Here is a 20644-nt window from a genome sequence, read left to right as displayed (position 1 = left end):
TGAACCGCGAAATCGGATGACGAGCCCGGTCCCTTTGCCGCGATCACCCGCGCGCCCAAGCCGTCCGCGATGAGAGCCGCCGGGCCGGCTGTTGTTGAATGAGACGCATGGCGCTCTCGGACACCGGTCATCGCGCTGGCCGCCTCATCCGCCGCATCGGCTATTTCGGACCCGGGCAATGCAACGTGTGCGGGAGCAGGGTCCGCTTCCGGAGCGTCAGCCGCATGCTGGGCGGTGTGCTGGCCAAGTACGGTCACCCCTACTCCCTCGACGACTTCGAGACCTTGAACCATCGCCGCTACCTCTGCCCGGTGTGCGGTTCCTCGGACCGGGACCGCCTCTACAAGCTCTATCTCGACAACTTCCTGCGGCCCGACGGTGTGCGACGCGTCCTGGAGTTCGCGCCGGTGCCGGCCCTGTCCAGCTACTTGCGCGGTCGCGGGGACCTCAAATACCGCACGGCGGATTTGCTGATGTCCGGGGTGGACGACGTCGTCGACATCACCGACATGACGATGTACGCCGACGGCTCGTTCGACTTCTTCATCTGCTCGCACATCCTCGAGCACGTCTCCGACGACGGCCGCGCCCTGAGCGAGCTGTACCGGATCCTGACGCCGGGCGGGCGCGGCATCGTGATGACACCGGTGGCTCCCGAGGGCGCCTTCGACGAGGACCCCGCGGTGACCGACGAGGGGGAGCGATGGCGCCGCTTCGCGCAGGGCGACCACGTGCGGCTCTACGATCGCGCCACCCTGTGCTCGCGGATCGTGCAGAGCGGCTTCGAGCTGACCGCACTCGACTCCGGCACCTTCGGAGAAGACGTGTTCTCGCGGCATGGCATCGCGCCCGGCTCCGTGCTGTACGTCGTCCACAAGCCGGCGGCCGACACCGCCTAACGGTCGCTGGATCGGGTGATCCGGCGCTTCGCCCGGCCGGAGTACTCGTCGAGATGCGCTCTCCAGCCGGACAATTCGCTGGAAAGCCGTTTCTTGAGCCGCCGCTGCGGCGTCTGCGTCCGCAAATACTGCAGGGCCAGCATCGCGAGCCGCGGGCGCCGCGCGATGACGTCGGCGAGCGCGGCGCGCCCCTCGGGGCCTGGCACCTTCGCCATCTCGCCGAGGACCCAGTCGGCGCTCTGGCCGATGACTGCCTCGCGGGAGGCTTCGCCGGGGAACAGGTCGAGCATCGCCTCGAGCATCGCCGCCACGCCGGGGCCCCGCGACAGCCAGAACTTAGGCGGGTCCGTGTAGGCCGTGTGCCAGATGCCGTGACTGTGGCGGCGGTAGACCCCCATCGTGTCGGGCAGCATGGCGATGGCGCCGCGGGCCGCATGCAGGACGTGCAGATACCAGTCCAGCGGCATCACGTCGGGTGGGATGTCGTCATAGCGCGGGAGGCGGCGGTAGACGACCGAGTTGGTCTGGATGAAGTTGCGCGCGATCAAGGCCTCAACGGTCAAGTCGCGCCGCCATGAGATCGGCGGGTGCTCAGCGTCTTTGGACCCGTCGTCACAGATCACCCGCACCGGATGAAAGCACACTGTCGTGTCCGAATGCTGATCCAGGAAGGCCACCTGCTTGCTCAGCTTCAGCGGGTCGTCCCAGAAATCGTCGCCCTCGCACACGGCGACGTAGTCGCCCCGAGCGGCTGATAGGGCGTCCATCAGGTTGGTGTGAACGCCGACGTTCGCGGACCTGAGGATCGGCCGAAACAGGTGCGGGTGACGGTCGGCATACTCCCGGATGATTGCCGGCGTGCCGTCGGTCGATGCGTCGTCAGCGACGATGATTTCTATTGGGAAATCGGTCTTTTGGGAGACAAACCCGTCGAGCGCCTGTCGGATATAGGCCTCGTGGTTGTACGAGATCGACACGACGCTGACTTTGGGTGAACTGTCAGGCGGGCTCTCATTCACTGCGGACAAGCCCTTCCTGGACGGCGGCCACCACCCGTGCGAGATCCTCCGGCGCCATGTCGTCGTGAATCGGCAGGGAGACGATTCGCGAGCAGATGTCCTCCGTGACTGGCAAGTCGGCCGAGCGGACCCAGTGGGGGTTCGCCGCAAAGTATGGGTGAAGATGCTGTGGCGGGTTGTAGTAATCGCGGGCTTGCACCGCGTGCTTACTCAGGCTCGCCAGTACCGTCGCCTTCTGCTGGGGCGTCGGACAGCAGGCGCTGGCAAAGCAGAGCGACGATGCTTGCGCATTGGGTTGAAAGCGCAGGCCTTTGGTTGCGAGCTCGGCGCGATAGCGCTCGAAAACCTGGCGGCGGCTGGCAAGACGTCGGTCGAGCCCGACCAGCTGCCGGAGGCCGATGGCGGCATTGATTTCTTGGAGCTTGGCGTTGATGCCGAGCTGCGTAGACTCGCGCGACGCCGCGAAGCCGAAATTCTGGAAGTTGTGAACCCGCTCGACGAGGCGGCGATCGCGAGAGACCAGCGCGCCGCCCTCACCGACAGCGAACGGCTTGGTCGCATGAAACGAGAAGATCTCGCAGGTGCCGCGCCCGCCTACGCGCTCGCCGTCGTCGTACGACGAGCCGAAGCCGGCCGCCGAGTCAATGACGACCGGTAGCTCCCACTCGTTTGCCAAGTCTTCCCAGACGTCAACTTGGGGATTGCCGACACCGAATACGTTGGTCAGCAGGATGCCGGCGATCTGGTCACGAGAGCGTTCGAGGACCGCCAGCGCCGAGGACACGCTCGGCTGCCACGTGTCGGCGTCGATATCGATGAACCACGGGCGGTAGCCAGTCCACACAGCTGACTCGGCTACGGCGACGAAGGTGAAAGAAGGCATGAGTAGATAGCGGTCTCGCGCTCCACTACCAAGAGTCGCGTGGAGTGCTGCAACGAGCGCCAGCGTGCCGTTGGCGAGGGTCGCCACATGCAGGTCGGGCCCAAGGTACTTGCCCAAAGCACGCGCGAACTGACGTTCCTTCGGGCCGAAATTTGTGTACCAGTTGGCTTCGACGATCTCCGCGAACTCTTTGGCAAGCTCAGCAGGGGTAGGAAAACTTGGCCGGATGAAGGGAATGTCAGAGGGCATCGAGCCACCCGTCGCGAACCTTCAAGACCGTGGCAGGAACGCCCACCACAACCGCATTGGGGATCGGCACATCGGCCAGCACCGTCGCACCTGCGCCGACCACCACTCCTGATGCGATCGTCAAATCGTTGGAAATGCTGGCGCCCACGCCGACGACGACGCCATCACCGAGGCGCACCCCGCCCGCCACGTGCGCGCCCGGCCCGATCGTCACGAACGACGAAAGGGTCACGTCATGACTCAGAGTCGCTCCGATGTTCACCTGGCAGTGCTCACCGACCACCACGTCTACGGTGAGTACCGCACCGGGCGCGATGACGGAGCCCGCGCCAATCGTGCAGGACGAATCGACATAAGCCGCGGGCGAGACGACGGTGACGAAGCGGTCGCCCGGCCATGCCGCGACCAGGTCACGACGCAACGCCGGCGCTCCCACGGCAGCGAGGACCCCGGCCTCGCGATCGGCCGGCGATGGGGAGTGGATGTCGATCTGGTCGCCCGCGCCGACGTCAAGGTAGTCGCGCGTGACGGCCCACAAAACCTCGGTGCCAGTTGGCAGATAGGACGCCGCCTCGCGGGCTTGGGCCCCTGCGCCGAGGAGGACGACGCGGCCCGGCATACAGCGGACCGCATGACCGACATGGTGGTTCATTCGGATTCAACCATTTGCATATCGAGCGACACACTAGTCGGGTGATCGGGCAAGCTCCGGCATTTTCGGGTTCTGGCAGCGTGTGGACCCTCGCGTTCTATCGTAGGGACCGGTGCCGGCCTTCAGCTGTATCGTCGGCCGAAGTTCCGGGAGAGCATGCAATCAATCAGCGACGCACCGACACTACGAGGTGACCTTGGAACTGCCGAGCAGACTACGCGCAGAGTCCGACCGCGCCCGCCGCTATGCAGCCGCCCTGCCGTACCGCTTCCACGGCAACGCTCTGCGCTTCATCCGCCAAACGCACCAGGAGCTTCCAGCGCAGCCTCCGCCCGGTCGAGGCACGCTCGTGCTCTTCGCACACTACGACTCCCAGGGAATCGTCGACCCCTACGTCGTTTACTACCTGAAGGCGCTGTCCCGGCTTGGAGCGACGATCCTGTTCGTCTCCGGTTCGGCACGACTCAGTCCGGAATCCGTCGCCCCCATCCGTTCCTTGTGCGCGGGCGTCTACACGCGGCGCACGCTCGTCCTGGACTTTGGCTCCTGGCACCTGGCATGGTGCATCCTCGAGCGGTACGGCTGGTCGCTCGACCAATTCGACCGCCTGGTTCTCGCCAACGACAGCGTGTTCGGACCGCTGTTTCCGATTGAAGAGATGTGGAGCTCTTTCCACGGTGCCGACATGTACGGCGCGATCGAAAGCGCCGAGTTCGATATCCACCTTCAGTCATTTTTCCTGGCCTGGGACCTCAATGCGCGCACCCGGCCCTTCGTTCGCGACTTCTGGAAGGACTTCCAGTACATCGTTGACAAGGTCAACATCGTTGACCGGTACGAGATCGGATTGTCCACGCGCGCTCGCGAAGCGGGGCTCAGCGTGAAACCGTTCGTATCCGTCGCCGACATCCGGGCGAGTTACGAGCGTTCACCGAATCACCAGTGGGCCAGTAAGTTTCACGAGGAGCCATTCAACAACACCCTTTATTTCTGGGACGGCCTGATCGAGCACTTCCGTTTCCCCTTCCTCAAGACGAGCTTGCCGCGATATAACGACCCATGGCACGACTCCATGGCGCGGTTGCGCCAATTCGTCCAGCAGCGCACCGACTATCCCTACGAGCTCATCCAAGCGAACCTGGACCGGCTCGGCTGCGGGCCGTCGACCTGGGTCAACCCGGCATAGGAAGATCGGCGCGCCAGCGCCGCGCTCGAGCGAATTCGTCGGCCGGCGCCGAGGCGAGCGTCTTCAAACGCGACCGCCGCTCGGGTCCGAACGCCAGCACGCGAAAAGGCAAAAACAGCCACATAATCGACCACTTGGATCTCGCGATGATCCGAATTGAGGTGGGCGAAGCCGGATCCACGATCAGCCAGGTGAGGATCCGCAGCTGGTCCAGCCAATTGCGCCCCGCTTTGACGATGTGCATCGATTCGTTGGACGCTGTGTGGGTACGCACCGAGAGCTCCTGCGGCACGAAGCAGACCGTCGATCGGACCATCAAGCGATACCAGAAATCGAGGTCGACGAGCTGATAGATGTCGCCCCGAAAACCGCCGGCATCGAGGGCAAGCCGGCGGCGGAACATCACGCAGGTCGGTTCGCCAATCCAGTTGCCCGCGCCGGCGCGCACCAGCTGCTGCGCGACCAGCCAAGATCCGCTGTTGCGCTCGCGCAGCCGCCAAAAGTGTTTGTGCGCGGGACCCACCCGTCGCCGCCACGGAAGATTTTCATCCTGCACCACGCGCCGGGGAGCGAACGCCATCCCCACCGCGGGGTCGTCGAAGTACGGGACGAGGGACTTGAGGGCCCCCGGCAGCAACCAGTCATCGCCGTGCACGAACTGGATGCACGTGCCGCGCGCGAGTTCCAAACACTTGTTGTGGTTTCCGTTCAGGCCGAGGCGAGACTCGTTGCGTATCAGCCGGTCTCCGGGCCTGAGCATCGCTTTGGCGATTGCGGCGCAATCGTCCGACGAATCGTCGTCGACGACCACGATCTCGAAGGCGACGCCGTCCTGGTCGAGGATGCTGCGCAGGCAACGCTCGATGGTGGCGCTGTTGTTGTACATCGGTACGCACACCGAGACAGCGGGATCGGCTGACATGCCCCCTCCATCGACGAACAGTGCGCGAAATCGGCTTGAGCATAGCCCCCGGTTGCTTTCGATCTCGCCGAGTTGCGCGGGCGATGCATAAGCCTGAAAACGCGGGTTGTCGGCACCGTCACCCCTCAACCGGTCGTTGTAACGTGGCCGTTCGGAATCCGTAAAGAGCTGGACGCCGAACGAACGAATTCGCCAGTTACGCCACGAGATACGCCCCGGCAAGGTACCGTCCCAACTGATGTTGTGGACATTCGTGCTGATATGCGGCTTCGGGATGGCGATTGATCCCGTCCGGCTGGGACTGGCGGTCGTCTTGTTGACGCGGCGGCGGCCGATGCCGAACCTGTTCGCGTTTTGGCTCGGCGGCATTGTCGCGGGGGTCGGGGTCGCCGTTGGCGTGCTGCTGCTGATGCGGGAGACGGCGCTGGTGGCCATCCGCAACGTGGGAACGGCGATTTCGCAGGTCAGGTCCGCAATATTCTTCCTCGAGGGCGCCCGTCTTCAAATCACCCTCGGCGTCCTTGCGCTGGTGGTTCTCGCAGTAATGACGGCCCGGGCTAGGGCGGCGGCGCAGGCGCCCGCGGCGGCGGTTCCGGTGAGCGGGGGCGCTTCGGACACGCTGGTGGAGGAGCGTCCTCGCAGCCTGTTCCAGCGACTGGGCGCCCGCACCCATGAAATGCTCAACACCGACGTGGTCTGGCCCGCGTTCGTGGTGGGCCTGGCCTCGTCATTTCCGCCGTACGAGGGCGTAGTTTTGCTGGCGTTCATCATGGCCTCGGGAGCCGCCATCACCACGCAGCTCGTCGCGTTCATCCTGTTCATCCTCATGGTGCTGGCGGTCATCGAGATCCCGCTGGTCGCCTACCTGGTGAAGCCGGACCAGACGCTGGCGCTGATGCTGCGGCTGCAGCATTGGCTGCGGACGTACCGCCAGCAGATCATGCAGGTCAGCTTCGGCGGCACCGGGCTCATACTGCTCACGCAGGGTCTTGTCGCCCTCTGACGGTCCGGCCACCCCGCTGGTCTCGGTCTGCGTGCCGATGTACAACAACGCCGGCACCATCGAGCGTTGCCTGCGCAGCATCCTCGAGCAGGACGGCGTCGACTTCGAGATCGTCGTCGTCGACGACGACTCGACCGACGACGGCGCCGCCATCGCCTCGTCGATGCTGCGGCCCGGGGACCGGTTGGTGAAGAATCAACCCCGCCTCGGCCTCAACGGGAACCACAACAAGTGTCTGGAGCTGGCGCGCGGCACGTGCGTCCAGTTCGTCCACGGCGATGACTGGCTGCTTCCCGGCGCCTTGGCAACGCTGACTCCGTATTTCGAGGACCCGGCCGTCGGGCTGGCGTTTGCGCCCCGGCAAGTGGTGGGTAACGACGAGCGGTGGCTGCGCCGATACGGGAAAATGCACAGGCACTTCCGGAACCTGCGGGAACGCAACGACGGGCCGTCGCTGGTACGCCAGGTCGCCTTGCGCGGCGCCAAGGAGAATTGGGTGGGGGAGCCGACCTGCGTGATGTTTCGGCGCCGGCTGGCGCTGGAGGCGGGGGGCCTGCGGAACGACATCTATCAGCTCGTCGACTCGGATTTCTGGTTGCGCCTGATGCTGCGGTCGACGGTCTGCTTCGTGCCCCGGGAACTGTCGGTGCGCAGCCACATGAAGGGGAACGAAACGACGCACGTCATGAGCACCCGACGGTACGTGCTCGACCAGCTACGCATCCTCAATTGGCTGGCCGTTGACCCGTTCTCACCGCGGTCGGTTCGGATTCTGGCGCGGCTGTGGTGGTTTCCCGCGTGGCTGGCGCTGGTCGTGGAGATCGCAAACTTCGGGCCGCAGCGGCGGGTGCACCTGAAGACGTTGGCGCGCGCCCCTTTTCAGGAGTTCAAGCACGCCCGGCGGCTAGCCGAAAATTTCGGCGGTCAGCCCGAACTCGCCGAACGTGCGTGAGACGTCCTCGCGCAGCGCGTCTTGCGTATTCGTCCGGCCTGGAAGGTAGGCGTTGACTGCAACGAAGATCTTGCCGGCGCCCCGCCCGGAAGCCAGAAACAGCTGGCCACCGACGCGCTCGAGGGCGCGCCGGTTGATGCCGGGTTCGATCAGCCTGCCGGCCGCGTAGTCGGCGTCGGCGCCGTCCGGGCGCAGCACGTCGGGGGGCATGTCGCCGATGTTGGAGCAACCGATGGGAAGGGCGGCCGCGCCGAGCCCCATTCCCGCCGCCCTGCGCGCCACCCACTTCGGCGTCAAGGAGGTCAGTGGCAGCGGTTCCAGGAGCTCCTCGGTGATCCCGGCCAGGTCGGCGAACGCCTGCTTGAATTTCAGACGGGCTTCCCCCAGGTCCGATGACAGGTGCGTCGGGTCGAGGGAAACGGTGGGAAACACCACCGCGTTGCCGCGCGTATCGTCCTCGGTGCGGTCGCTGATCGGGAACGACAGGGTGACCGTTCCGTCGCCGCACACCCGTTGCATGCGCACGCCCAGCCTGCCGGCGAATCCGGCGAGCAGCGTGAAGCTGTTTCCGCCAATGCTTTTCGCGCACGCGTCCCATTTCGCGACGTCGAGGAAGGCGATCAGGGAGGGCACCAGGACGGGGGGCTGGTTGTCGCCGGCTCGCCGCGGGGCCGGTGGCGCCGACCGCATCGAGGCCAAGACGTCCTGGCGCCGGCGCCGGGCAATCCGCACGGTTGCGCCCACCGCCCGCGCCAGTTCCGGTGCCGACGCGGCGGTTTGGCGCGCGTCCTGCGCGATCGCCCGCCGGCGGGCGCGCGAACGGGGATAGGGATAACCCAGGTAGCGGGTCCTGCCGCCCGCCGCATCCGCGATGGCCTGCAGGATTCCGAGCCCATCGACGAGGGTGTGCGACGTCGTCAGACACACCGCGTTGCCGCCGTCGTCGAGGGGGAGGACCCCGATGTGCCAGGCGGGCCCGTATTGGGGATCCAGCGGCAGGCAGGCCCGCTCGTAAAGCCAGGCGTTCAGGTCCGTGCGGGGCCGCTGCCGTTGGGCGATCTCGATGTCGTCCGGCCCGCGGGAGATCACCCAGCGATCGCGCGCGAAGGGCAGCGGGGACGGTTCGACCAGCCGCCCCAACAGCCCGAAGCCGAGATTGCGGTGGAAACGGCGCAAACCGTCCAGGTTCAGCGGGCGGTCGTAGACCCACACGAACTGCACGAGCGCCCCGTAGCCAAGCGCCCGCAGACCGAGAAAGGACGCTTGGTCCATGTGTGCGAGTCGATTGTCCACGCGATCACGCTAGTTTATTTGCCGGCGGGCGGGTCGCCGCGGCCGAGAGGGCGGGTTGTTACGGTTGTAACCTGGCCGTTCCTGGCCAGAAACGCTCTCGACGAAGGTAGTGTGTTGTCCGTGGTTCAGTCTTCGATCCCTGCCGTACTGCGCGAGCGCGCAAGCCTGCAGCCCAACGACGTGGCGTTCACATACCTTGACTACGACCATGATTGGGACGGCGTCGCGCACACGCTGACGTGGTCAGAGTTGTACCGGCGCGTGGTCAACCTCGGCGAGCAGCTCAAAGCCCATGGGTCGACCGGGGATCGGGCGCTCATCCTGGCCCCCCAGGGACTCGAGTATGTGCTGGGCTTTCTCGGTGCCCTGCAGGCCGGACTTGTCGCGGTTCCGCTTTCGGTTCCCTATGGCGGGGCGCACGACGAGCGCACCATCTCGGTGCTGGCCGATACGTCGCCCAAGGTCGTCCTCACCACATCCGCGGTGACGGAACTGGTCGGCGCGTCGGTGCAGTCGCAGGAGGGGCAATCCGCACCGACGATCGTCGAGGTCGATTTGCTGGACCTGGAGACGCGGCAGCGGCCCGCCGGCCCGAGACCCCGCACGGGGGCCGGCGAGGGTTCGGAATTCATCTACTTGCAGTACACCTCGGGATCCACCCGCACGCCCGCGGGCGTCATGGTGTCCAACAAGAACGTGTTCGCCAATTTCGAGCAGATCATGGGCGACTTTTTCGCCCCCGAGGGCGGGATCGCCCCGCCGGGCATCACCGTGGTGTCCTGGCTGCCGCTGTACCACGACATGGGTCTGCTCTTGGGAATCCTCATGCCGATTCTGGCGGGCGTACCGACGCTGCTGTCCAGCCCGGTCGGGTTCTTGCAGCGACCGGCCCGCTGGTTGCACATGATGGCCAAGAACGACTGCACGATTTCGGCGGGGCCGAACTTCGCCTACGAGCTCGCGGTGCGCAAGACCTCGGACGACGACATGGCCGGATACGACCTCGGCGGTGTGCACACGATCCTCAACGGCAGCGAGCGCGTGCAGCCCGCGACGCTCAAGCGCTTCGCGGACCGGTTCACCCGCTTCAACTTCGACACCAGGGCGCTGCGGCCGTGCTACGGCATGGCCGAAGCGACGGTGTACATGGCGACGCGTCAGGTGGGCGAACCACCCGAGATCGGTTACTTCGATTCGGAGAAGCTGCCCGGCGGGGAAGCGGTGCGGTGCGAAACCGGAAGCGGCACACCGCTGGTCAGTTACGGTGACCCCAAATCGATGCTGATCCGCATCGTCGACCCGGACACCGGCCGTGAGTGCCCGGACGGAACCGTCGGCGAGATCTGGGTGAACGGCGAGAACGTCGCCGCCGGATACTGGCAGAAGCCCGAGGAGACGGAGCGCACCTTCGGCGCGAAGATCGTCGAGCCGTCGCAGGGGACACCCGAAGGGCCCTGGCTGCGAACCGGGGACTCGGGGTTCTTCTCCGAGGGCGAGATGTTCATCATCGGCCGCATCAAGGACCTGCTGATCGTCTACGGGCGCAACCACTCGCCCGACGACATCGAGGCGACGATCCAGGAGATCACCGCGGGACGGTGCGCGGCCATCGCGGTTCCCGACAAGGGTGTCGAAAAGCTGGTCGCGATCATCGAGATGAAAAAGCGCGGCGACTCCGAAGAGGAGGTCGTCGACCGGCTGCGCGGCGTGAAACGCGAAGTCACCTCGGCGATTTCGAAGTCCCACGGGCTCAAGGTGGCGGATCTGGTCCTGGTGTCGCCCGGTTCGATTCCGATCACCACCAGCGGCAAGATCAGGCGCCACCAGTGCGTCGAGCTCTACCGGCAGGACGAGTTCGTCCGGTTGGACGCGTAACGCCGCCGCCCGCCTTTGAACGCCGAGATTGACGCTAGCGCGTCATCCACTCGTACTTCGTCGCGCCAGCGTCAATCTCGATAAAGGTTCACGCCGCCGCTAGAGGCTAGAGGATCGGGCGTCAGCCGTGCCCGTTGCCGTTGGCGCCCCGGGACGCCGGGCTGCTCGCACCGAACAGTGGCAGCGAATTGTCGGCGTCGTCCGCGGCGGATTCCTCGCTGTGCCCGTTGCCGTTCGAATGCCCATTTGCCTTGGCGCCGACAGTGATCGGGCGAGGCGACAGGAAGTCCTGACCGAACAGCGGCAGCGAGTGGCCCAGGTAGGGATCGTCGTTACCGTTCGTGGGCGACTGGAGATCCGACGCCGAATCGCGAAGATCGTCGGTCACGTGATCCGGCAGGCCACTGAGATCGAACAACGGAAGCGCATGCTCGGGCAGGCGTGCGCTCGAGCGTTGGCCGTTGCCGGAACCCGACCTCGCCTTCGCGATGCCGTTCGACCGCGGCCGACGTGATTTGCTCCGCGACTTGTGGCTTGGCGGAACGAGTTTCAAGCGGACCAGCAGGTCGTCGGGAATCAGCGGCGCAGCGGCCCCATTCGCCCCCGCGGAGGCGGTTGCCGGGGCCAACGCGTCCCGGCTCGGGATCACCTTCATCCGGACCAGCTGGTCGGTCAGCTGTTCCAGCTGTTGCTGCTTGCGCTGGTGGGCCGCGTACACCTGGGCCGCGCTCTTACCGAGATGCGATGGCCACCAGTTCTTCTGGCCGATCAGCGCGGCCATGGCCGGCACGGTGATCGTGCGCACCAGGAAGGTGTCGATCAAGATGCCCATCCCGAGGATGAAACCGGCCTCGGCCATGGTGTAGATGCTGGCGGTCATCAACCCGAACATCGAGGCCGCGAAGATCAGGCCGGCCGAGGTGATCACGCCACCGGTGGAACCGACGGTGCGAATCACACCGACGCGCACGCCGTGCGGTGATTCGTCGCGGATGCGCGAGATCAGAAGCATGTTGTAATCCGCGCCGACGGCGACGAGCAGGATGAACGACAAGCCGGGCAGGCTCCAGTGCAGGTTCTGTCCGAGGATCATCTGGAACACCAAGACGCCGAGACCCATTGCGGACAAATACGAAAGCAGCACCGAACCGATGAGGTACAGCGGCGCAACCACCGCCCGCAACAGGCCGACCAGGATCAGGAACACGATGATGATGGTCGCGAAGACGATGAAACCGATGTCGTCGTTGTAGTAGTTACGCGTGTCGTCAAGCCCACTGGGCAGGCCCGCCACCGCAACCTTGGCGTCCGACAGTTCGGTATTGGGCTGCGCCGACTGGGCAGCCTTGATGATCTTCGGGATCTGATCCATCGCCTCGGTGGAGAAGGGGTTGATGGCGCTCTGGATGAGGTACCGGGCCGCGTGCCCATCCGGGGAGAGGAAGATCGCGGCGCCCTTCTTGAACTCGTCCCTGGTCATGATCTGCGGCGGGATGTTGAAGCCGGCCATCGACGGCTTGCTGTCGGTGTCGTGCTTCATGCTCAGCAGGAATTGCGACGCCTCACCGAGGCCGCTGCCGATGTTTCTGGTCTGATCGACCAGTTCCTTCACGCCGCCGGCGATGGCGCGGCTACCGTCTGCGAGCGCGTTGGCGCCCTGCTCCGCCTGGCCCATCGTGGTCTGCAGGTTCTTGATCGTCTTCATGGCGCTGGAGGCCTGGGTCAGCGTCTGCTGGACCTTGTCCAGCGTCTGCCCGACGGTCTGCGCTTGCCCGGCCGATTGCAGGTTGTGGGCCATGATCTTGATCGAGTTCAGGGTGCCGTCGTTGTTGGCCTGCACCATCGCGGCCAGGCTGGCGCGGGAATTCACGCAGCCCGGGTCGGCATTGCAGTCCGGGCTGTTGTTGAGGGCCACCAGCATCGGGCCGGCCCAGGCGGCGATGTTTTCGGCGTTCACCGTGGACATGCTGAGGTTGTCGCCCAGCTTCTTCATCTGCCCGGTCATGGCGGCGCCCTGGTCGAGCGCGTTGATGGTGCGGTCACCGCCGGCCAGCTGTTCCATGGCCGTCAGCGCCGAGACGGCCGGGCCGAGGCTGGTCACCGCCCCGTTGACCTGATCGCGAAGTTGGGCCAGGGCGTCGGCCAACTGGTTGGAGCCGTTCACCAGCCGGTCCAGGTCGTTCCCATGCTCCTGAATCTGGGTGGAGCCCTCGGACAGCTTGTTGCCGACCTCGCCGGCCTGGAACGAGATCTTGGTCTGCTCCAGGGGCTCCCCGTTGGGCCGGGTCAGACCCCGCACCATCGTGATGCCGGGCAGCTGGCTCACCCGGCTGGCCATCTGCTCGAGGTCGGCGAGGGCGGTAGGCGACCGCAGGTCGTGGGACGGTGACTTGATGAACAGCACCATCGGTGTGAGCGCGTTCGCCGGGAAATGGGCGTTCATCGCGTCGTATCCCTTGGAGCTGTCCACGGACGCGGGCATCGTCTTGAGGTCGTCGTAGTTGAAGCGCATCACGCTCGTGCAACTGGCCAACGCGATGAGCACGACCAGGCTTCCGATCAAATGGATCTTGGGCCGGCGCACGACGCGCGTTCCGATGATCCGCCAGGTGCGGGTGGTCAGGTCGCGCCCGGGCTTGATCCAGCCGCGCCGGCCGGCGAGCACCATCAGGGCGGGTAGCAGCGTGACCGCGGACAGCAGTGCCACGACGACCGAAATCGAAATGGCCGGCCCGACGGCCGAGAACACCTGCAGCTTGGTGAAGGCCATCGCCAGGAATGCCACCGCGACGGTGGCCGCCGATGCCGTGATGACCTTGCCGATCGACATCATCGCCATCTTGACGGCCTGATCGGAGCTGTGGCCGTGCCGCACGTAGTCGTGATAGCGGCTGATCAGGAAGACGGCGTAGTCCGTTCCCGCCCCGACCATGACCGCGGTCATCAGCACGAGGCTCTGCAAGATCACCGGCAGGCCGAACTGCGTGCTCAGACCGGACAACAAGCCCTGTGATGCCGCGATGGATGCGCCGATGTTGAGCAGCGGCAGCAACATCGTGACCACGTTGCGATAGATGAGGAACAGGATGATCAGCACGGCCGCGACGGTGCCGATCTCAATGAAGTGCGCGTCCTCCATCGCCATTTCGGTGGCGTCGGCGAGAGTGGCCAGCGGCCCGCTGACGTAGGCGGTCAACGACGTTCCCTCGGTGACCTGTTTGGCGATGTCCTTGACGTGGTGGTAGCCCGCGATGGTCGTGGGCGCGGTGGCCGCCCCGGGGAAAGAAACCGGCAAGATGAAGGCCTTGCCGTCCTTGCTCGCCAGGACCTCGCGCATCTGGGGGGTGGTGAGGAAATCCTGCACCGTCATGGTGTCGGCTTTGTCCTGGTGCAGCTTGTCCACCAGCTTGGCGTAGACAGCCTCGTCGGCCGGTGAGATGCCGTTCTCGTCGGTCAGCAGGATCATCAGGAGCGAGCCGCCGCCGCCCAGCGGATTGTCGCCGCCCCCGTCGCCGCCGGCGTCGCCGGCCTTCTTGGCGTCCCCGGGACTCTTGGGGGCCGCGGAGTCCTTGCCGGGAGTGGAGAAGGCCTGGGCCATCTCCTGGTTGATGAGCACCGTCGGGGCGTTGTCCGGCAGGGGCTTTTGCTCGTGCCTGCCGGCCTCTACCATCAGCGGCGGAAATACCAGCCAGAGGATGGCCGCGAACCCTATCCAGCAGGCGATGACAAGCAGCGGCCACCGCACGACGACATCGCCTATGCGGTCGAAGATTCCCCCAGGCTTGGCTGCCTCGCCCGTGCCAGTCCGGCTCGACACGCAACCACCCTACAATCAAGGCCGCCGTCGCGCGGGCTAATCAAGATCTACACCCCGACCGTGATCCCGCCGTGATCTTGACAGCGAATGCGCTGGTCAGCCCCCTGGAATCCGGCGCGCGGGCGCGCCCAAAGCCCTGGTCGGCGACGAGGTCAAGGCGCCGATCGGGCGTGGGGCGCCGCGGATCCGTGTAACACTCTCCCCATGGCCATCGGTTACCGCCTGCAATCCAACCCGCTCGTCGGCAAGCTCACCACGAAGTACTTTCTGCCCCTTGGCACCCGCCAGGTCGGCGATGACGTGGTTTTCTTCAACTTCGGCTACGAGGAAGACCCGCCGATGGGCCTGACGCTGGCGGCGTCCGACGAGCCCAACCGGTACTGCATCCAGCTCTATCACGTGACCGCCTCGCAGGTGGATCTCACCGGCAAGAAGGTGCTCGAGGTCAGCTGCGGGGCCGGCGGGGGAGCGTCGTACATCATGCGCAACCTGGGCCCCGCCTCCTACACCGGGCTGGACCTCAACCCCGCCAGCATCGACAAGTGCCGGGAACGGCACCAGCTGTCGGGCCTGGAATTCGTGCAGGGCGACGCCCAAAACCTGCCGTTCCCCGACGAATCCTTCGACGCGGTGATCAACGTCGAGGCCTCCCATCAGTACCCGAACTTCCCCGGTTTCCTCGAGGAAGTCGCCCGCGTGCTGCGCCCCGGCGGGCATTTCCTCTACACCGATTCCCGGCGCGCTCCCGTCGTCGCCGAATGGGAGGCGGCGCTGGCCGCCGCGCCGCTACGCAAGATCTCGGAACGCGACATCGACAAAGAGGCCAAGCGCGGGTTGGACGCCAACACCCGGCGCACCCAGCAGCAGATCAGCGGCCGCCTGCCGGGATTCATGAACTCGTTGATCCGGTACGGCGTGGGCGTGTTGGACTGGGAGCTGCGCCGCTCCGGCGGGTTCTCCTACCGCGTCTACCACTTCGCCAAGGACTGATGTCGCCCAACTCCGTCATGAAGTTTGCCTTGGCAAGCTACGGAACTCGCGGCGACATCGAGCCCCTCGCGGCCGTCGGACGCGAGTTGCAGCGCCGTGGCCACGACGTCCGGGTTGCGGTGCCGCCCAACCTGATCGGCTTCGTCGAGTCGGCCGGGCTGCCCGCGGTGGCCTACGGCCAGCGGGATTCCCAGCAGCAGCTCGACGAGGATTTCCTGCACAACTCGTGGAAGTTCACCAATCCGGTCAAACTGGCGCGCGAGGCCATGGAGCCCGTCAGGGCGGGTTTCGAAGAGCTGGGCGCGGCGCTCAAGCCGCTCGCGGACGGGGCCGACCTGCTGCTGACGGGGCAGCTCTACCAAGAGATCGCCGCCAATGTTGCGGAGTACCACGACATTCCATTGGCCGCATTGCATTTTTACCCGATGCGGCCCAACGGCCACATCGCGTTCCCGGCGCGCTTGCCCGCGCCGGTGGTGCGCTCGACGATGAAGACCCTCGACTGGATGTACTGGCGGTTCACCCGGGGCGCCGAGGACGCGCAGCGCCGGGATCTGGGCCTGCCGAACGCCACTTGCCCTGCGCCGCAACGGATGTCCGACCGGAACGCGCTGGAGATCCAGGCCTACGACGGCCTGTGCTTCCCCGGGTTGGCGGCGGAGTGGGGCGCTCGGCGGCCCTTCGTCGGCGCGCTGACGATGGAGTGGCCCACCGACGCCGACGACGAGGTGGTGTCGTGGATCGCCGCCGGGACGCCGCCGATCTACTTCGGGTTCGGCAGCATGCCCGTCGGGTCCCTCAAGGACCTCGTCACCATGATCGGCCGGGCCTGCGCCGAGCTGGGCGAACGGGCACTGATCTGCTCACGCGCACACGACACCGGCGTCCCCGATTTCGGCCATGTGAAGGTTGTGACGGCGGTCAATCACGCCGCGATCTTCCCCACCTGCCGCGCGGTCGTGCACCACGGCGGCTCGGGCACCACGGCCGCGGGCTTGCGGGCCGGCGTCCCTGCGCTGATTCTGTGGATCACCTCCGATCAGCCGATCTGGGCGGCCCAGATCAAGCAGCTGAAAGTCGGCTCGGCCCGCCGGTTCTCCAGCACGACCGCCAAAACGCTGGCCGGCGACCTCAGGTCGGTCCTCGCGCCGACGTATGCGAGCCGGGCACGCGAGGTGGCCGCACAGATGACCAAGCCCGCCGAAAGCGTCACGACCGCCGCCGATCTGCTGGAAAAGGCCGCCCGCCGCGAAGGGTTTGGCTGATGTCGGAACGCCCCTCGGACCCGCGAGAGCCGGGGTACGCTCCGGTTGTGTCCCTACTGATCACCGTGCCGGTTTACGGCCAGCACGAGTACACACACGCGCTGCTGGCCGATCTGGAGCGCGAGGGCGCCAACTATCTGATCGTCGACAATCGGGGCGACTACCCCAAGATCGGCGATGAGCGCGTCGTCACGCCCGGCAAGAACCTCGGCTGGGCCGGCGGCAGCGAACTCGGATTCCGAACTGCGTTCGCGGAGGGGTATTCCCACGCGATGACGCTCAACAACGACACCCGCCTGTCGCGGGGATTCATCGCCGCCCTGCTCGACCCGCGGCTGCCCGCGGACGTCGGCATGGTGGGGCCGATGTTCAACATCGGGTTCCCCTACGCGGTGGTCGACGGCATACCCGACGCCGAAAGCTACGTCCCCCGGCCGCTGTATCGCGTGGTGCCCGCCATCGAGGGGACCGCGCTGGTGATGTCCCGGGAGTGCTGGGACGCCGTCGGCGGAATGGACCTGGACACCTTCGGGCGCTACGGCTGGGGGCTCGATCTCGACCTGGCGTTGCGGGCCCGCAAGGCCGGATTCGGTTTGTATACAACGGAAATGGCCTACGTCAACCACTTCGGGCGCAAGACCGCGAACACCTACTTCGGCAGCCGCAAGTACCACTGGGGCTCCAGCCGGGAGATGATTCGAGGCTTGCGCAGAAATCACGGCTGGCCCGCCGCCATGGGAATCCTGCGCGAGATGGGGGCGGCGCACCGCCGCAAGTGGTACAAGTCCTTCCCGCTCGTCCAGCGCGATGCGGCCGCCACGCGGCAACCCTAGACCCGCGAACGAATTCAGACGCCGACGCGGACGGTCTGCTCCAGCAGGTCGGCGGCGGTGGCGACGCCGACGGCGGGCTTGGTCATTTTCGGCGCTATCTCGCGGGCCCGGGCCACGCGGTCCGGCGCCAGGATCGTGCGGAGCTGCCGGACCAAAGATTTTCGCGTGATTCGCGAAAGCTTCTTGGCGGAACCGACTTTCAGGCGTTTGACCTGAGTCGCCCAGATGAACTGGTCGGCCACGTCCCACAAGATCAGCGTCGGCAGCCCGGCGCGCAGGCTGGCGGCCGTCGTGCCGGCTCCGCCATGGTGGACCGCCGCCCGGCAGGTGGGCAGGATCGTGGAGTAGTTGACGTGGCCGACCAGCTTCACGTCGGAACCCGGATCCGTATCGAGACCCTCGCCGCCGGAATAGATCAGCGCGCGTTCGCCCAATTCGGCGCAGGCGTCGGCGATCATCGCCACCGTCTGGGCGGGGGACTGGACCGGCGTGCTGCCGAAACCGAAGTAGATGGGCGGTTTCCCGGCGGCGATCCAGGACGCGACCTCGTCGTCGGTGTCGGCCCCCAACTCGAGCGTGAGGGAACCCACGAAGGGGCGCTTGCCATTCCATTCCGCGCCGAGACCCGGGAACAACGCCTGGTCGTAGGCCTGCAGCTCGAGGGTTCCGTTGTCGGCCATCCGCCGCCAGGCCGAAACCGTCGTGCCGGGCAGGCCCAGTTCCCGGCGTTGCGCGTCCTCGTTGGGCTTGGTGATCTGCGAATACAGCCACCAGCCCGCCGTCAAGGTCGCACGCACCGCGGGCGCCGGCGACGGGAGAAACGGAACGCCGAGCTGACCGTTGACCCGCACCGGGAAGTGATGTAGCCCCGCGACCGGAATGTCGTAGTACTCAGCGACATTGGCCACCACCCCGTGGTACGTCTGGCCCGTCACCAACAGGTCGGCCCCGTCGGCCAGCGAGGTGAGCGTGCGGCTCATCTCCGCCCAACCCTCGACGAAAAGCTCCCTCAGGTCGCGCATGAAGTTGACCGGGTTCTGGACCTTCAGCGCGTTGTGGGTGAAATCCGCGACGGCCACGACTTGCTCTCGCGTGTCCGGTCCGTAGGACACGGCGGGTACGCCGGCGGCCTCCACGAAGTCAACCAGGTTGGGCGGCACCGCCATTCGGACGTCGTGTCCTCGTCGCCGCAGCTCTGCACCGACCGTGGCGCAGGGTTCTATATCGCCGCGGGTCCCGTGGGCCGCCAGAACAAACTTCATCGACGGAGCTCAGCCTTTCACCCCATCCCCGCACGGGGATGAAGCGCCTTGGAGCCTACCTGGCTACGCGAACCGGAAGGGCGGCCAGCTTGCCCGCGACGACCCGCTCGAAGACCGACTTCATGGCCTCCGTGTAGCGCTGAACGGACTCCCGGGCAACCGGGTTGTTCGGGTAGGACACCATGATGGAGACCTCGTCGAACAACCGGAACACCGTGGAGTACATGTACGCCGGGCTGCGGCCATCGGTGAACGCGGTCGCGTTCACGCCGTCCAGGGCGGTGGCGACGATGGCGGACAGGGGAGGAAGGCCCGCGTCCATGTAGCTCATCATGGTGAACTGGGGTCCGTGCCGGCGCAGCCAGGGCGCCAGTTCCAGAACCCGGTCGAACGGCACGTTGGCCAGGTCCATGTTCGCGTCGAACGAGGCCTGCGCCGCGCGTGCGGTCTCCTCGAACGAGTTCGGGTCGACCGGAACGGTGAACGGCACCACACCGGTGAACCAGCCCACCGTCATGAAGTCCGCCGGGCTCTTGCGCTTGTCGGTCGGCGTGAGCCCGTAATACGTTTCCGCACCGGTCAATTCGTATTGGGCCAGGGCCGCGCAGGCGAACAGGCCGCCGCTGAACCGGGCACCCGCCTGCTGGCAGAGGGCCTCGAACTGAGCCGTTTGCTCCGGGCCCAGCAGCCGCTCGACGTGGGTGTCGCCGCCGCACGGGATCGATTGGTCACCCAGCGGCAGCGGGAAGTCGGGCAGGGTCCCGCCGTTGGCCTCGGCGAACTCGATCCACTTCTTCACCTCCGGCGACTCCAGCGTCATCCCGGACACGCAGGCGTGCTCCCGCATGCAGAAGTCGTCGTAGCTGGCCGCCGGGGGCAGCGTGACCGGCGCCTTGCCCTCCAGCAGGGCGTTGTAGTTCATCACGATCTCGACGTACAGCCCGGCGATCAACATCGGGTCGCAGTGCAGGTGGTCGACGACCGCGTACAACGCGAAGCGGTCCTCGTACTGGATGATCCCGAACCTGAAGCAGTCCCACTCCAACGGGTCCGGAGTCGCCAGTACGTGGTCGCGCCATTCCTGCTGCGTCAGTACGCCGTACTCCTTCGCGACGAAGTTGATGTCGCGCGGATTCTTCAGGGTGTGCCGGACGATGTTGTCATCGGAGTACTCGAACCAGCTGTGGTACGTCGCGTGGCGCCGCAGGTGCGCGTTGATGACGTACGTCATCGCGCGAATGTCGCACCGGCCGGGCACCTCCCAGGACCCCATGACCGCCCGCGAGTAGTCCAGACCGCGGTCCCGGAACTCCACGAAGCCACGAAGGTGGCCCGCCTGCATCGAGCTGGGCGGCACCGGGCTGACGGGTGCCTGCCGAGCCTTCGCAGCACAGCCGGGTGTGGGTTCCCACGTTACGACGGGACCCGGCTCCGGGTTCCAGTCGTAGGCGTTGCCAACTCGCAGGCTGTCGTGCTCAGAGCCTCCACCTATGAACACGTTTTCCCTCCTTGTAGTACCGGCCTAGCAGTGCAGTCGACTTTGA

The 20644-nt window shown here is 66.1% G+C and carries 16 protein-coding genes; 8 read left to right on the top strand and 8 right to left on the bottom strand.

Annotation, left to right across the window (positions count from 1 at the left end):
- Window positions 1-107: 107 nt before the first annotated feature.
- A complete protein-coding gene (locus AWB89_RS28045; protein WP_241520549.1) occupies window positions 108-899 on the top strand; it encodes a methyltransferase domain-containing protein in 792 nt (263 codons plus the stop codon).
- On the opposite strand, the gene AWB89_RS20405 is transcribed toward AWB89_RS28045, so the two are convergent.
- Genes AWB89_RS20405 through AWB89_RS20395 form a run of 3 tightly spaced genes read right to left on the bottom strand, consistent with a single transcriptional unit; the run spans window position 896 to window position 3702 of the window.
- Window positions 896-1918, bottom strand: coding sequence for a glycosyltransferase (locus AWB89_RS20405; protein WP_142282590.1), 1023 nt, complete (start codon window positions 1916-1918; stop codon window positions 896-898). The genes AWB89_RS28045 and AWB89_RS20405 overlap by 4 nt on opposite strands.
- Window positions 1911-3050 carry a DegT/DnrJ/EryC1/StrS family aminotransferase gene (locus tag AWB89_RS20400; protein WP_085176108.1) on the bottom strand — a complete coding sequence of 380 codons (1140 nt, stop codon included), beginning with the start codon at window positions 3048-3050 and terminating at the stop codon, window positions 1911-1913. Before AWB89_RS20400 ends, AWB89_RS20405 begins: the two co-directional genes overlap by 8 nt.
- Window positions 3040-3702, bottom strand: coding sequence for an LbetaH domain-containing protein (locus AWB89_RS20395; protein ID WP_085176107.1), 663 nt, complete (start codon window positions 3700-3702; stop codon window positions 3040-3042). Before AWB89_RS20395 ends, AWB89_RS20400 begins: the two co-directional genes overlap by 11 nt.
- 190 nt (window positions 3703-3892) lie before the next feature.
- Here AWB89_RS20395 and AWB89_RS20390 point away from each other — a divergent pair, with 190 nt between their 5' ends.
- Window positions 3893-4888 carry a rhamnan synthesis F family protein gene (locus AWB89_RS20390; RefSeq protein WP_158089839.1) on the top strand — a complete coding sequence of 332 codons (996 nt, stop codon included), beginning with the start codon at window positions 3893-3895 and terminating at the stop codon, window positions 4886-4888.
- On the opposite strand, the gene AWB89_RS20385 is transcribed toward AWB89_RS20390, so the two are convergent.
- Window positions 4875-5810: a glycosyltransferase family 2 protein gene (locus AWB89_RS20385; RefSeq protein WP_085176102.1), complete on the bottom strand. Its 936-nt coding sequence runs from the start codon at window positions 5808-5810 to the stop codon at window positions 4875-4877. The two genes, AWB89_RS20390 and AWB89_RS20385, sit on opposite strands and share 14 nt — an antisense overlap.
- Before the next feature lie 238 nt (window positions 5811-6048).
- On the opposite strand from AWB89_RS20385, the gene AWB89_RS20380 reads away from it, so the two are divergent.
- Together AWB89_RS20380 and AWB89_RS20375 are read left to right on the top strand one after the other, a co-directional pair.
- On the top strand, window positions 6049-6813 hold the full coding sequence (locus AWB89_RS20380; protein WP_241520548.1) for a GAP family protein: 765 nt from the start codon (window positions 6049-6051) through the stop codon (window positions 6811-6813).
- The gene (locus AWB89_RS20375) at window positions 6800-7765 is read left to right on the top strand and encodes a glycosyltransferase family 2 protein (protein ID WP_263992928.1); all 966 of its coding nucleotides are present in this window, start codon (window positions 6800-6802) and stop codon (window positions 7763-7765) included. The genes AWB89_RS20380 and AWB89_RS20375 overlap by 14 nt, the downstream gene beginning before the upstream one ends.
- Here AWB89_RS20375 and AWB89_RS20370 read toward each other — a convergent pair.
- A complete protein-coding gene (locus AWB89_RS20370; RefSeq protein WP_085176099.1) occupies window positions 7718-9037 on the bottom strand; it encodes a hypothetical protein in 1320 nt (439 codons plus the stop codon). The two genes, AWB89_RS20375 and AWB89_RS20370, sit on opposite strands and share 48 nt — an antisense overlap.
- A 141-nt stretch (window positions 9038-9178) precedes the next feature.
- Here AWB89_RS20370 and AWB89_RS20365 point away from each other — a divergent pair, with 141 nt between their 5' ends.
- On the top strand, window positions 9179-10933 hold the full coding sequence (locus AWB89_RS20365; protein ID WP_085176135.1) for an AMP-binding protein: 1755 nt from the start codon (window positions 9179-9181) through the stop codon (window positions 10931-10933).
- Window positions 10934-11054: 121 nt separating this feature from the next.
- On the opposite strand, the gene AWB89_RS20360 is transcribed toward AWB89_RS20365, so the two are convergent.
- Window positions 11055-14750, bottom strand: coding sequence for an MMPL/RND family transporter (locus tag AWB89_RS20360; RefSeq protein WP_085176097.1), 3696 nt, complete (start codon window positions 14748-14750; stop codon window positions 11055-11057).
- A 204-nt stretch (window positions 14751-14954) separates the two neighbouring features.
- Here AWB89_RS20360 and AWB89_RS20355 point away from each other — a divergent pair, with 204 nt between their 5' ends.
- The 3 genes from AWB89_RS20355 to AWB89_RS20345 are packed head-to-tail and all read left to right on the top strand — an operon-like array spanning window position 14955 to window position 17838.
- Complete coding sequence (locus AWB89_RS20355; protein ID WP_142282589.1) at window positions 14955-15740, top strand: phthiotriol/phenolphthiotriol dimycocerosates methyltransferase; 786 nt, start codon at window positions 14955-14957, stop codon at window positions 15738-15740.
- Window positions 15741-15757: 17 nt separating this feature from the next.
- Window positions 15758-17005: a glycosyltransferase gene (locus AWB89_RS20350; RefSeq protein WP_085176133.1), complete on the top strand. Its 1248-nt coding sequence runs from the start codon at window positions 15758-15760 to the stop codon at window positions 17003-17005.
- Window positions 17005-17838 carry a glycosyltransferase family protein gene (locus tag AWB89_RS20345; RefSeq protein WP_085176092.1) on the top strand — a complete coding sequence of 278 codons (834 nt, stop codon included), beginning with the start codon at window positions 17005-17007 and terminating at the stop codon, window positions 17836-17838. The genes AWB89_RS20350 and AWB89_RS20345 overlap by 1 nt, the downstream gene beginning before the upstream one ends.
- Window positions 17839-17852: 14 nt before the next feature.
- Here the strand turns inward: AWB89_RS20345 and AWB89_RS20340 are convergent, their stop codons facing one another.
- Window positions 17853-19100 (bottom strand): glycosyltransferase, encoded by a 1248-nt coding sequence (locus AWB89_RS20340; RefSeq protein ID WP_085176090.1) that lies wholly within the window; start codon window positions 19098-19100, stop codon window positions 17853-17855.
- Window positions 19101-19155: 55 nt separating this feature from the next.
- Window positions 19156-20598 (bottom strand): condensation domain-containing protein, encoded by a 1443-nt coding sequence (locus tag AWB89_RS20335; protein ID WP_085176088.1) that lies wholly within the window; start codon window positions 20596-20598, stop codon window positions 19156-19158.
- Window positions 20599-20644: the final 46 nt, after the last annotated feature.

Source organism: Mycobacterium paraense (assembly GCF_002101815.1).
Classification (GTDB): domain Bacteria; phylum Actinomycetota; class Actinomycetes; order Mycobacteriales; family Mycobacteriaceae; genus Mycobacterium; species Mycobacterium paraense.
The sequence above is the reverse complement of the archived record's forward strand: the minus strand, read 5'-3'. Positions and strand labels throughout refer to the sequence as shown.